This window comes from Mycobacterium sp. RTGN4 (assembly GCF_033804635.1).
GTDB lineage: Bacteria > Actinomycetota > Actinomycetes > Mycobacteriales > Mycobacteriaceae > Mycobacterium.
Window position 1 is genome coordinate 239,408 of record NZ_JAPZLB010000005.1, and the last position, 12,153, is coordinate 251,560.

The following is a 12,153-nucleotide window of genomic DNA, read 5'->3' on the forward strand; positions in this document are numbered from 1 at the left end:
CCGGTCGAGTGACGTTTGCTTCTCTACCGGATGTTCGCGCAGGTGCAGATCCGGGTGGGCCCTCGGTGTCTGACGGGACCCAGTCGTTGACCAACGCTGGGCTGTTGCAACGCGTGCGGGCAGCGGCCGGTCAGCTTCACGAGCTTGGCGTTGGTACTGGCGACGTGGTTGCGGTCAAGTTGCGCAACCGGGTCGAGTTCGTGGTCGTGTTGTTCGCGTCGTGGCGGCTGGGTGCGACGGTGACGCCGGTCAACCCAAGCTTGACCGAGGCCGAGGTCGTTCGGCAGCTCGAGACCTCGAACGCGCAACTGCTGGTAGCCGAGGATGGTGCGTCGCGCCCCGGCGCCGCACACACCCTGGCCGTGAGTGATTTGCGCCGAGAGGCCCTCGAGTCGGATCCACCAGCGCACGTGGATCTCTCGACGCTGGCGCTGCTGATCTTCACAAGCGGCACCACCGGGGAGCCCAAGGGCGTGATGCTTGATCACGCCAACCTCGATGCGATGGCCGAGATGGGACGTCAAGCTCTGGGCATCGGGCCGGCGGACCGGTCTCTGCTGATTCTGCCGCTGTTTCACGTCAACGGCATCGTGGTCAGCGTGCTGACGCCGCTGCTGGCCGGCGCCAGTGTGGTCATCGCCGAGCGGTTTGATCCGCACACCTTCTTCGACACCGTTGAACGCCACCGACCAACGTTCTTTTCGGCCGTGCCCACGATCTACACTCTGCTCGCCGCGCTGCCCGACGACGTTCGCCCCGACATGTCGTCGGTGCGGTTCGGCATCTGTGGGGCCGCCCCGGCGTCCGCAGAACTGTTGCGCCGCTTCGAGGCCCGCTACGGGTTTCCCTTGATTGAGGGTTACGGCCTGTCGGAGGCAACGTGTGCCTCCACCATGAACCCGGTCACCGGTGAACGCCGGGCCGGCACGGTGGGGATCGCGTTCCCGGGTCAGCAGATCCGCATCGTCGACGAAGGCGGTACCGACGTGCCGACCGGAGTCGATGGTGAGGTCGTCATCGCCGGCCCCAACGTCATGCGCGGATATCTGGGCCGCCCCGATGAAACCGCGCGTGTCATCATCGGAGGCTGGTTGCACACCGGCGACGTCGGCCACCTCGACACCGATGGCTATCTGACACTGGTCGGGCGGTCCAAGGACATGATCATCCGCGGCGGGGAGAACATCTATCCCAAGGAGATCGAGGACGTTCTCTCTAGCGACCCCACCGTTCTGGAGGTCGCCGTCATCGGCGTGCCCGACGACAAGTGGGGCGAGACCGTCGCCGCCTACGTCCAACCTCGAGAAGGCTGCACCATCGATCCCGAAGCGCTGCAAGCGCTGTGCGCACGCAAACTCGCCGGCTACAAACGCCCGACGTCGATCACCGTGATGGACGCCATCCCAAAGAACGCCGTCGGCAAGACCGACAAGGCTCCGCTGCGCGCTGCCCACCCGAGAGGAACATCGTCATGACTTCCCTGCACCACCCGCTGACCCTGCCGTGTGGACAGGTGTTGCCCAATCGGATCATGAAGGCCGCGTTGAGCGAGGGGCTCGGTGACAAGGAGAACTCTCCCGACGATCGACTCGAACGGCTCTACACCAACTGGAGCCAGGGCGGGTACGGTCTGATCGTCACCGGAAACGTGATGGTCGATCGCCGCCAGCTCGGTGAGCCGGGCAACGTCGTCATCGAGGACGAACGCAACCTGGACGCCTTGTCGCGCTGGGCCAAGGCCACCAAGGACGCCGGCGTCCCGATTTGGGTGCAGCTCAATCATCCAGGGCGGCAGTCCAACCCGCTCGATCTTGGACATACTCCCGTTGCCCCCAGCCCGGTGCCGTTGAACATGCCCGGTGCGGCCACTCCTCGTCAGCTGACATCCGATGAAATCGACGACATCATCGAGCGTTTCGCGGCCGCGGCAGTGGTGTGCGAGACAGCGGGTTTCGACGGCGTGCAGATCCATGGCGCGCACGGATACCTGGTCGCGCAATTCCTCTCGCCGTTGTCCAACCAGCGCGACGACGAGTGGGGTGGTGACCCCCAGCGACGGATGCGTTTCGTGCTCGAAGTCGTGCGCCGCATCCGCGCCCGGGTGTCGCCGAGCTTTGCGGTGGGCATCAAGCTGAACTCGGCCGACTTTCAGCGCGGCGGGTTCACCGAGGATGAATCACGCTCCGTGGTAGCGGCATTGGCGCACGAGGGCATCGACCTGATCGAAGTCAGCGGCGGCAGCTACGAGCAGCCCGCCATGATGGGCAAGGCCGCGGACAGCACCCGCGCGCGCGAGGCCTACTTCCTGGAGTACGCCCGCACCGCGCGAAGCCTTGCCGGCGATATCCCCCTTGCGGTTACCGGCGGATTCCGGTCCCGCGCCGCCATGCACAACGCGGTAGACAGCGGTGAATGTGACGTCATCGGTCTGGGCCGGCCCACCGCAACCACGACCGACGCCGCGGAGGTAATCCTGGCCGGGCGCGCCGATACGCTCACCTCACATCAGGTGCGCGCCGGAATGCGCCGGGTACTGGGCCGGCTCATCGATATCAAATCACTCGACGGGATTCTCGAACTGTCCTGGCACACCGACCAATTGCACCGCATCGGCGCCGGTCTCACACCCGACCTCAACCGCGGACGGATTGCCACCACGATCGCAATGCTGCGCCGCAACGGCACCGTGTCAGTGGGGCGCAAACGTGGCCTCTAAGACAACGCGTTATTCGCTCGCCGATAAGGTCGTCTTCATCACCGGTGCCGGCCGCGGCCTTGGCGCAGCCACCGCCGCCGCGCTGACTCGGCGCGGAGCCCGAGTCGTGCTGGTCGACATCGACCCATCAGCAGCGCAGCAGGTTGCGTCGACGCTCCCAAGCGGCCACAGCCTGGCGTTGAAATGCGATGTCACCCAATTCGATTCCCTCCAGGAGGCGGTGCGCCGAACCCATGAGGAGTTCGGGCGCATCGACGTCGCCGTTGCCAATGCCGGTGTCCTCGGCCGTGGCGGAACATTCCGCACACTGACTCCCGACCAAGTGGATGGTGTCATGTCGGTCAACGTCGCTGGAGTCGTCAACACGGTGGCCGCCACGCTGGAATCGGTGATCAGCAGCCGCGGCCAAATCGTCCTGGTGAGTTCGGTGTTCGCCTACCTCAATGGGGCGGGTGCCATTCCCTACGCGATGAGCAAGGCTGCCGTCGAGCAGCTTGGCCGTGGCCTTGGCGTCGAGTTGGCAAGCCATGGAGCGTCGGCCATGACGGCGTACTTCTCACTCATCGAGACCGACATGATCCGTCAGGGCATTGACGCTGATCCCCACGTGTCAGCCCTGCTCTCGGCGATGCCCAAATTCATCCTCAAGCGGATCCAACCGACTACAGCTGCCGCCGCGATTGCCGACGGCCTGGAACGCCGGCGAACATCCATCATGGTTCCCGGCCGCTGGAAGCCGGTCGCTGCGCTTCGAGGCGTGGCCGGACCGATCGTCGACGCCAAACTCGCGCGAGACGCCGTAGTACAGCGGGCCCTCGCCAAACTCGAGAACCGATAGCACGTCATTTAAGGACGTTGCACTACAGCGGAAAGCGTCGCTAATGTGGATGCCGCCTGGGCGAGCACCTCGACGCGTGGCTAGCGTGGCTGGAAGACGATCACGGGGCTGTCTTGCAACAAGGTCAGGATCATTTGCTGCTATTGCAGATAGCGCCTGTCCTGGACGAAGCAAACGTTCGCCCAACGACTTAACCGAGGGTGATGGCTTCGCCCAACCCGGCCTGCGCCTTGGTGGTGGTCATGTCACGGCATTCGCCGTAGAGCGTGATCTGCACCTTCGCGACGCTGGCGTCGGCGGGCAACAGGACCGCATCTACGTCGTTCTTCTTCAATGTCGTTCCGTGGCTTTTGAATTCGCTGTCTCCGGCCCATCCCGCACTTTGCAGGCTTTGTTTCATTTGGTCGAACTCAGAGGTAGCGGCAGCGGGATCGGTGGGGGCCGAGTAGAAGATGTTGACGACGCCGCGGAACGGCGCATCCCCCTGGTCGTTGCACGAAGAGCGCGAGAAGTTGGCTGACGCAACGGGTTGTCCCACGGCCTTGCTGACATCGGTTGCGGCGGAGATGACTTGGGCTTTGGACTGTTCGGGCGTCATCGGGTTGGTCACGCCGTTGGCCATTGAGGTCACTGTGTCACATCCTGAAAGTAGGGTCGCTGCCACGACCATGGCCAATGCGCGCTGCATGTAGTTCACGTACCACGTTCCTTACTGGTGGTGATGTCCGCTGGTAGGCGTCCGGTAGAGCTCAGGGTCGAAGTCGATCGGCGGTACGAACGGAATGGGCGGCAGCGAGGTGCGGTGCGGTGCGGTCATACCGTCGTGTTCCAGCGCATCGCCATGGCCAGAGGCGATGTCCCCGATGCTGAAAAGCGATTCGGTTCCGGGCTTGTAGTAGTAACTGTGGTCGTTCAACGTGAAGCCGGGCACTTCGGCCTTGAATCTCGTCGACCCGAATCCGTCGACGGAGGGGTCGGCGCCGAGCGCCACCGTGACGTCGGTCCCCGGGATGTGGGCTTGTCCGACACCGCCCAGGAAGGTGATCGGGTCCGTCGAGGCCGCGCCCACATATACGTGGCCGCCCTCGGCCAGGTGGAAGTCCGACGCATTGCTGGCCATGTCAGTGCCCGGGCATCCCACCAACACGACGTCGTTGACGTGCATGCCGTAGCCGGCGGCCGCGTCGGCAACCGTCGTCGATCCGTATGAGTGGCCGATGGCGGTGATGTGGGACGGCACTCCGTCGTGGTGGGTGGCGGCGAGTGCGTTGACGTCGGAGGCGAGCAACTGTCCGCCCTGGTGTGCCAGTCCGGTTTGGCCGACCTGCGGATCGATCAGACTGTCCGGCGCGTCGTAGCCCATCCACGCGATCACCGACACGGGCCTGCCGGGATCGGCCGCCCTGGTCTCCTTGAAGACGTTGGTCGCGTCATCGGAGCTCAACCATCCTTCGGTGACGCTGTGGCTCGTTCCTGGCACCATGACCGCGGTGTTGGCGGCGTCATCGGGGTTGCCGATTGCGATCGCCGCACGGCCCGCCCCTCCGAACTTGTCAGGTTCGTACACCTGCAGATACGTCTGGGCGCCGGTCTGCTCGGTGCCGTGCGCGAGTCCCTTCTTGACCTGCACAGCATTGTTGTAGCGGTCCATCATGACGCCGTCCATGCCGTAGAGCTCGGGGTGGGCCATCACCTCCTCGACCGTCACGCCGCGGCTCTTGGCCACTTCGGCGGGGCGGGCGATGTCGCGTTCCATCACTCTTTGGTTGGCGTAGTCGCGGTCGGCGACCGGGATGCCGTCCAGGTTCCCCATCCGCTCGTCCCAGCGGTCGAGCAGCTCCTGCTTTCTTGTGGGCGGGACTGAATCCCACCATTTCTTGACCTCTTCAGGACTCTTCCCGACGGGGATGTCTGCACCGGTGTCGTATGGCGGCGCTTCCGGCAGCGGTGTGCCGTCCGGCCCCAACTTCATTGGCGCACCGTCTAAGCCGCCGACGGCGGTGCGAAGGTTCTGGCTGAGTTGCCGGTCGGCGGTGTCGAAGCCAGCCAACAGCGTTTTGACATTCGTGGAGTTCGTTGCCGCCAACTGCTGGAGTTTCATGGCGTTGGCCGGACTGGCCTTCGCGTATTGATCCAGTGGGCTGCCCGGGCGAACGGACACCGTCCCATCCGGCCCGACCTGCCAGCCCTGGCCGGACAGTTGGCCGACCGTTTGCAGCACGTTGGTCCGGGTCTGAGTGAGTGCGGTGCCGCCTTGCTGCAGAACGTTCTGCGCCCGATTCAGCGCGTCGCGGATCTGTTGCATCTTGAGCAGCGTTGGCTGCGCCTTGGCGATCGCCGCATCGGAGGCGGGACCCTGCCACTTGTCGCGCAACCCGTCGATCGTGGTGCGCTGGGTGTCGATCTGCGACGACAGACTCGATGCGGTCTGGCCTAGTGCCGATGCCGTGTGGATGAGCGCTTCGGGCTTTGCGGCCTGCACCTGGGGGATCGTCACCGTCATGGCATCAGGCCGACATTGACGAACGCCGCGCGTGCAGCCGGGATGGTCACGGGGCGAATTTGCGCAGGCGGCGCCCGAACTCCTCGTCCATCCGGTGGTAATGATCGGCCGCCGCCGACAGCTTGGTCGAGTGGTCCGTCAACTCCTCGTGCACTGCACTTGCTGCCGAGTCCAACACGTTGGCCGCGAACTGGCACGCCGCTTCGCTGGACAGTCCGGCCATCCCCGCGCCGCCGCTGGCCATCGACTGGCCGTTGGTCATTCCGGACACGAACGTGCCCACATCACCCTGCGTCTGTGCCGCAGAGCGCAAGTGTGTCGGATCTACTAGCAACGTCGCACTCCTCCCGCCTAGACGAGTCTAAAGCCACAATCTTTGGGGAGAACGCACCTTTTTCAGAGCACGGCGTCACGAGGCAAACGTGACTGATCGCCGCTTGCGCAAGCTAGCGGGCGACGCGCCCCGCTAGGGTGGCCTGCCCCGGCCCGGACAGCTCGTCGAGGACTGCTTGCCGACCCGTCATCGCCATCAGGAGTGCTTCGCCGGTTCCGCTGACCTCTGGCCCCTCGCCGTGTTGCCACGCGACGTCGGTGGCCTCAATTCGTAGTCCTCGGATGCGACGCCCTGCACCCAGCCGTGGATTCCCAGGGACCAGCGGCAGGATGCGTTCGAGACGGTCAACGGGCACGGCGCGAGGATGACCGAGTGCCCTCCGGATGTCCTGGTGGTGAACGGTCCCATCGACAAGAGCAATCATGCCGCCAAAGCCAGCGGTCAGTCCCTGAGGACGCAGATGCCGGCTGAGGAACTGCATCAATTCCCGCGGCGACAAAGCCGCAAACTCTGCGACTCCGACCTCGTTGGCACGCACGACCCTGCCCTTCGCGAATCGCTTCATCAACCCGAGCGGGGACAGCTCTTCGTAGCTGATCACGTGCGCGACAACATCTTTGACCGTCCACTTTTCGCAAAGGCTCGGCATGTGCCACTCCTGCGGCGTCAGGGACGCTAGGAAGTGAGCCAGCTCGGTCCGCTCGTCGTAGGCCATGTCCATGAGTGACTTCTCGTCGGTGCTCATTGAGCAACCTCCGTCACCGCCAGCTCGACGTAGCGGCGAAGGTACAGCGGCCATCCTGCTTCACCGTCGACTCCCTTTGCGACGGAATGCCATTCGGTGCCATGCCGTTCAAGGTGTCGGTGCTCCAACTCCACCCGAGTGCGATCATCTGACTCGGCGATGAAGCGCACCTCCACCTCGCTAGTCTTGCTCGGATCGGATTCCAGTTGCCAGGTCGGCCCGATGTCCCACGAGAAGACAACGCGGCTGGGCGGATCAAAGACAAGGACGCGAGACCATTCGCACCGACTGCCGTCTAACCCAACATCGTAGATGTGCCCTCCGACGCGCGGCTCGAAGACCGTTTCGGCAATCGGGACGCTCAGCAGGTTGTGTTCGCGGGGCTTGATTACATCGAATCTTTCGGTGAACAGCGCGAAAGCGCGCTCAACACCGGTGTTGACGACAACGCTCTTACGGATCGGTTCTACCGCTGGTGACGTCATCAGCATTCCTCCTCGTCGGCAATCGATTTGAATGCGTCCAGGGCGTTGCCCCAGAACACGTCTAGTTCTGACCTCAGCGCCTCAACGCCTTTCGGATCCACCTGATAGAAGCGCCGCGTGCCCACTGCGCGATCGGCAACTAGGCCGGCGCATTTCAGCACCTTGAGATGTTGTGAGACCGCTGGCCTGCTGACGGGCAATCCGCGAGCAAGTTCGCTCACTGCCATCGGCCCACCGGCGAGGCGTTTGAATATCGCTCGCCGGGTGCCGTCGGCGAGTGCGCCCCATGCGTCTGTAGCTTGGTCAGCGACCACAAACGGTAAGTCTACACTTACCGATGCTCGCCGTGTCCGTCATGGATGTGGAAACTGGGGCACTGACTCCGCAACCCCGCTGACTAGGACTATTGGCAGCAGTTCGGGTCCAGCACAGTGCACAGCGCCGTGAGGGATTCGCGGTGCGGGCGGTGAAAGACGTTCATCCCACGCCGTGCGGACTCGACGAATCCCGCCCTGCGCAACTGGGTGAGGTGGTGACTCACCGTCGACTCGCTGAGTCCGACCGCCGCAGCGAGGTCGCAACTGCACACCTCGCCAGCGTCCGAACTGAACAACAGCGACACCAGCTTGACCCGCACCGGGTCGGCCAATGCCTTGAGCCGCAACGCAATCTCCAGCGCTGCGTCGTCATCGACAGGACCGGCGGCCATCGGCGAGCAGCACACCGGCGCGGACACGTCCACGGCGGGCAACGTCTTGGGCATGCCGACCATCTTGCCACGGAACATTGACATACGTCGAAGAGGTGGCATCATCAGTGACGTCATAAGTTCGACATAAGCCACATAGGTTGGAGTCGCCATGTCCCGCGCTCAACTCGCACTCAACGTCGACGACCTCGACAAGGCGGTCACGTTCTACTCGAAACTGTTCAACACCGCGCCCGCCAAGGTGAAGCCGGGTTACGCCAACTTCGCCGTCGTGGATCCGCCCTTGAAGTTGGTCCTGTTGGAGAACCCCGGCAAGGGCGGGACGCTCAACCACCTCGGCGTTGAGGTCGAGTCCAGCGATGCGGTCCACGCCGAGATCAGCCGGCTGACCGACGAAGACCTGTTCACCGAAGAGGAAATCGGGACGACCTGCTGCTTCGCCACGCAGGACAAGGTGTGGGTCACCGGACCCGCTGGCGAGAAGTGGGAGGTCTACACCGTGCTGGCCGACTCGGAGACCTTCGGCACCAGCCCCGAGCACGCAGAGGCAGGCAATGCCGAGAGTGGCGTCTGCTGTGGTGGCACCGCCACCGACGCCGAGAAGTCAACTGCCACAAACGCTTGCTGCTGAGTTGGTGAACACGCCCGTCACCACCGACGTCGATCCCGGCGTCGTCGGAAAACTGTCACTCTTGGACCGATTCCTCCCGGTATGGATCGGAATCGCGATGGTGGCCGGCCTGTTCCTCGGTCGGCTCGTCCCAGGGCTGAACACCGCGCTGGACAAGGTGCAGGTCGATGGCATCTCGCTGCCCATCGCGCTGGGGCTGCTGATCATGATGTACCCCGTCCTGGCGAAGGTCCGCTACGACCGGCTCGACACCGTGACCGGGGACCGCAAGTTGCTCGTCAGTTCGCTGCTGTTGAACTGGGTGCTCGGCCCCGCGCTGATGTTCGCGCTGGCGTGGCTCCTGCTGCCAGACCTGCCCGAGTACCGCACCGGTCTCATCATCGTCGGGCTCGCCAGATGCATTGCGATGGTGATCATCTGGAACGACCTCGCCTGCGGCGACCGCGAAGCCGCCGCCGTCCTGGTCGCCCTGAACTCGGTGTTCCAGGTTGTCATGTTCGCCGTGCTCGGCTGGTTCTACCTGTCCGTGCTGCCGGGTTGGCTCGGCCTACAACAGACCACGATCAGCACCTCGCCGTGGCAGATCGCCAAGTCGGTGCTCATCTTCCTTGGCATCCCGCTGCTGGCCGGATACCTCTCCCGACGGCTCGGGGAGAAAGGCAAGGGCCGCGACTGGTACGAGACGAAGTTCCTGCCGAGAATCGGCCCGTGGGCGCTCTACGGTCTGTTGTTCACGATCGTCATTCTCTTTGCACTGCAAGGGGATCAGATCACCAGTCGCCCCCTGGACGTCATCCGCATCGCCCTACCGCTCCTCGCGTACTTCGCCATCATGTGGGGCGGCGGCTACCTCCTGGGCGCTCTGCTCGGGCTGGGGTATCAGCGCACCACCACGCTGGCGTTCACCGCAGCGGGCAACAACTTTGAACTCGCGATCGCGGTCGCCATCGCCACTTACGGCGCAACCTCTGGGCAAGCGCTTGCCGGAGTCGTCGGCCCCCTCATCGAAGTCCCTGTGCTCGTCGCGTTGGTCTACGTCTCTCTTGCCTTGCGACGCCGATTCACTTCGGACGCACCATCATCGACCGCCGTGCCCGATCGGAGCGCACCATGACCGACAGCCCGACAGTGCTGTTCCTCTGCACCCACAACGCAGGCCGCTCCCAAATGGCGCTGGGATACTTCAACCACCTTGCCGGGGACCAAGGCGTGGGCTGGTCCGGTGGATCGGAACCGGGCAACGAGATCAACCCCGCCGCCGTGGCTGCCATGGCCGAGGTCGGCATCGACATCACCCGCGAGTTCCCCAAGCCATGGACCGACGAAATCGTCCAGGCCGCCGACGTCGTGGTCACCATGGGGTGCGGCGATGCTTGCCCGTACTTCCCCGGCAAGCGTTACGAGAACTGGGAACTGCCCGACCCGGCTGGCCAGGGCATTGAAGCCGTCCGTCTCATTCGCGACGACATCGAACGGCGCGTGCGCCTTCTTCTCAGCGAACTCGACGTGAACCTCAGCCGCTGATCCAACGACAGTCCTTTACGGATACGCAAATTGGCTGCGCACTTGCTCACTGCTCAATACATTGGCCTACGCGGCCACGCCCTGTGCCGGCAACCCCAACCGGCAGAGAGCACCCCTTGAAGATCAAATCTTTAGTTGGCACCATGCTGGCTGCCTCGCTCATCCTGACGGCGTGCAAGAACCCCGAGCACGCATCCGCCGAAAAGGGCTATCCCTCAGGGCCGGTAACGATGACGGCAGGAGCCAACCCAGGGAGTGGATTTGACATCACGATCCGCTCTGTCGTCGACGCCTTGCAGAAGGAGAAGCTCGTCAATGTGCCACTACCGGTGCAGAATCGGCCGGGAGCAAGTGGAGCGGATTTCCTGGCCACCGTGGTGGAGCAGTACAAGGGCAAGGATGACCAGGTCTCGGTCACATCCCTGTCGATGATGATCAACCAGCTTCGCGGCAAGTCCAAATACGGATACGACAACGTCACCATGATCGCCCGTTTGATGACCGAGTATTTCGTGATCGTCGTCCGCGCCGACTCCCAGTACAAGAACCTCGGTGACATCCTGGCGGCAATCAAGGCCGACCCGGTCCGCGTGACGGTGGGTGCCGCCCACGACGACGAAGCCCCCTTCGACCTACTGGTGTCGGCGGCAGGTGGCCAGCCGTCATCGGTCCATTACGTCACCCATGAGGGCGGCGGTGACCAGATCGCCGCGCTGAACAACGGCGACATCAGCATTGCCATCGGCGGTGTCAGCGAGTTCATCAGCCTGGTGAAGTCGGGAAACCTTAGGGCGCTTGGTGTTCTAGCCGAGAACCGGTTACCTGGTCTTGACGCTCCCACCGCTCGGGAACAGGGGCTCGACGTCACGCTCTCGAACTGGCGTGGGCTGTACGGGCCGCCGGACATGCCACAGTTTGCCGTTGTCTACTGGCAGAAGGTGCTCGCCAAGATGGTGGAGTCACCGACCTGGAAGCAGATTGCCGAGCGAAGCCAGTTCACCACCACCTTCATGATCGGTGACGAGTTCCAGACCTTCTTGGCCAGGACCCAGGCTGACGTCACGGCTGCCCTCAAGGATGCCGGACGTTGAGTCGATGGCGAGAGCGCCGAAGCCCGCAAAGAATCGCGCTGGAATGATGGACGAATGCCAATGCCATCAAAGGTCGAACTGCGAGCCGCAACGGTTGGAGATGCAGCCTTCATCGTTGAGATGGCACGGCACACTTGCATCATCGAGGATTGGGACCTTCCCGACGCAGACTCCGAAGACACTCAAACTCTCCTGCCACGCGGTCACGATGTGGCCGTAGTCGCCGGCGACACGACTAGGGTGAGGCTAGGGGCCGCATGGACCTTTCACCATGAGCCCCCACTCCTTCTCGACGCTGGCGGCGTCGCCTTGCCGGAAATCGCCATTGCCGTCACGCCCGAGCGCCGCGGAAGCGGCATCGGCGGCGCGCTCTTGGATGAGTTGTTCGTGCGCTGCGCAGCTAGGTACGAGGCGCTCAGCTTAAACGTGCACAAGCGAAACCCGGCCTCACGGTTGTACGAGCGCAAGGGTTTTCGAGTGCTGGGCCAAGGGCGTGGCACCCTCGGTATCGTCATGCGCAAGGATCTGCGGCGATCAGCTTCGAATAGCTGACCCGCAGCACGCACCCAGGGGGTGG

13 protein-coding genes and 1 pseudogene are annotated in these 12,153 nt (G+C 63.8%); 7 read left to right on the forward strand and 7 right to left on the reverse strand.

The genetic code is table 11. From position 1 onward, the window contains the following. Positions 1-8: 8 nt before the first annotated feature. From SLQ30_RS13160 to SLQ30_RS13170, 3 genes are read left to right on the forward strand one after another with little or no spacing between them, the layout of a single operon-like run. A complete protein-coding gene (locus SLQ30_RS13160) occupies positions 9-1,475 on the forward strand; it encodes a class I adenylate-forming enzyme family protein (protein WP_319446728.1) in 1,467 nt (488 codons plus the stop codon). Beyond that, positions 1,472-2,716 (forward strand): NADH:flavin oxidoreductase/NADH oxidase family protein, encoded by a 1,245-nt coding sequence (locus tag SLQ30_RS13165; RefSeq protein WP_319446729.1) that lies wholly within the window; start codon positions 1,472-1,474, stop codon positions 2,714-2,716. The genes SLQ30_RS13160 and SLQ30_RS13165 overlap by 4 nt, the downstream gene beginning before the upstream one ends. After that, positions 2,706-3,554 (forward strand): SDR family NAD(P)-dependent oxidoreductase, encoded by an 849-nt coding sequence (locus SLQ30_RS13170; RefSeq protein WP_319446730.1) that lies wholly within the window; start codon positions 2,706-2,708, stop codon positions 3,552-3,554. The genes SLQ30_RS13165 and SLQ30_RS13170 overlap by 11 nt, the downstream gene beginning before the upstream one ends. Positions 3,555-3,744: 190 nt before the next feature. Here SLQ30_RS13170 and SLQ30_RS13175 read toward each other — a convergent pair whose 3' ends face one another. From SLQ30_RS13175 to SLQ30_RS13205, 7 genes are all read right to left on the reverse strand, one after another. Further along, positions 3,745-4,242 carry a hypothetical protein gene (locus tag SLQ30_RS13175; protein WP_319446930.1) on the reverse strand — a complete coding sequence of 166 codons (498 nt, stop codon included), beginning with the start codon at positions 4,240-4,242 and terminating at the stop codon, positions 3,745-3,747. A 21-nt stretch (positions 4,243-4,263) separates the two neighbouring features. Further along, on the reverse strand, positions 4,264-6,057 hold the full coding sequence (locus SLQ30_RS13180) for an alpha/beta hydrolase (RefSeq protein ID WP_319446731.1): 1,794 nt from the start codon (positions 6,055-6,057) through the stop codon (positions 4,264-4,266). Positions 6,058-6,103: 46 nt separating this feature from the next. Beyond that, positions 6,104-6,391 carry a type VII secretion target gene (locus SLQ30_RS13185; protein ID WP_319446732.1) on the reverse strand — a complete coding sequence of 96 codons (288 nt, stop codon included), beginning with the start codon at positions 6,389-6,391 and terminating at the stop codon, positions 6,104-6,106. A 112-nt stretch (positions 6,392-6,503) separates the two neighbouring features. Then, a complete protein-coding gene (locus SLQ30_RS13190) occupies positions 6,504-7,136 on the reverse strand; it encodes a maleylpyruvate isomerase family mycothiol-dependent enzyme (protein WP_319446733.1) in 633 nt (210 codons plus the stop codon). Next, positions 7,133-7,621, reverse strand: coding sequence for an SRPBCC family protein (locus SLQ30_RS13195; protein WP_319446734.1), 489 nt, complete (start codon positions 7,619-7,621; stop codon positions 7,133-7,135). Before SLQ30_RS13195 ends, SLQ30_RS13190 begins: the two co-directional genes overlap by 4 nt. After that, positions 7,621-7,935 carry a metalloregulator ArsR/SmtB family transcription factor gene (locus tag SLQ30_RS13200; RefSeq protein ID WP_319446735.1) on the reverse strand — a complete coding sequence of 105 codons (315 nt, stop codon included), beginning with the start codon at positions 7,933-7,935 and terminating at the stop codon, positions 7,621-7,623. The genes SLQ30_RS13195 and SLQ30_RS13200 overlap by 1 nt, the downstream gene beginning before the upstream one ends. Before the next feature lie 89 nt (positions 7,936-8,024). Continuing rightward, a complete protein-coding gene (locus SLQ30_RS13205) occupies positions 8,025-8,384 on the reverse strand; it encodes an Rv2640c family ArsR-like transcriptional regulator (protein ID WP_319446736.1) in 360 nt (119 codons plus the stop codon). A 97-nt stretch (positions 8,385-8,481) separates the two neighbouring features. Between SLQ30_RS13205 and SLQ30_RS13210 the strand changes: the two genes are divergently transcribed. From SLQ30_RS13210 to SLQ30_RS13225, 4 genes and pseudogenes are all read left to right on the forward strand, one after another. Then, positions 8,482-8,961, forward strand: a complete 480-nt coding sequence (locus SLQ30_RS13210) for an ArsI/CadI family heavy metal resistance metalloenzyme (RefSeq protein ID WP_319446737.1) — start codon at positions 8,482-8,484, stop codon at positions 8,959-8,961. 4 nt (positions 8,962-8,965) lie between these two features. Then, positions 8,966-10,485: pseudogene (gene arsB / locus SLQ30_RS13215) on the forward strand (ACR3 family arsenite efflux transporter). 143 nt (positions 10,486-10,628) lie between these two features. Beyond that, positions 10,629-11,576: a tripartite tricarboxylate transporter substrate binding protein gene (locus SLQ30_RS13220; RefSeq protein ID WP_319446738.1), complete on the forward strand. Its 948-nt coding sequence runs from the start codon at positions 10,629-10,631 to the stop codon at positions 11,574-11,576. Positions 11,577-11,636: 60 nt separating this feature from the next. After that, a complete protein-coding gene (locus tag SLQ30_RS13225) occupies positions 11,637-12,128 on the forward strand; it encodes a GNAT family N-acetyltransferase (RefSeq protein ID WP_319446739.1) in 492 nt (163 codons plus the stop codon). Positions 12,129-12,153 lie beyond the last annotated feature (25 nt).

Coding starts and splice junctions, on each gene's coding strand:
- SLQ30_RS13225 (WP_319446739.1), top strand. CDS start 11,637: ATGCCATCAAAGGTCGAACTGCGAGCCGCAACGGTTGGAGATGCAGCC.
- SLQ30_RS13210 (WP_319446737.1), top strand. CDS start 8,482: ATGTCCCGCGCTCAACTCGCACTCAACGTCGACGACCTCGACAAGGCG.
- SLQ30_RS13180 (WP_319446731.1), bottom strand. CDS start 6,057: ATGACGGTGACGATCCCCCAGGTGCAGGCCGCAAAGCCCGAAGCGCTC.
- SLQ30_RS13175 (WP_319446930.1), bottom strand. CDS start 4,242: ATGCAGCGCGCATTGGCCATGGTCGTGGCAGCGACCCTACTTTCAGGA.
- SLQ30_RS13205 (WP_319446736.1), bottom strand. CDS start 8,384: ATGCCCAAGACGTTGCCCGCCGTGGACGTGTCCGCGCCGGTGTGCTGC.
- SLQ30_RS13190 (WP_319446733.1), bottom strand. CDS start 7,136: ATGAGCACCGACGAGAAGTCACTCATGGACATGGCCTACGACGAGCGG.
- SLQ30_RS13195 (WP_319446734.1), bottom strand. CDS start 7,621: ATGACGTCACCAGCGGTAGAACCGATCCGTAAGAGCGTTGTCGTCAAC.
- SLQ30_RS13220 (WP_319446738.1), top strand. CDS start 10,629: ATGCTGGCTGCCTCGCTCATCCTGACGGCGTGCAAGAACCCCGAGCAC.
- SLQ30_RS13165 (WP_319446729.1), top strand. CDS start 1,472: ATGACTTCCCTGCACCACCCGCTGACCCTGCCGTGTGGACAGGTGTTG.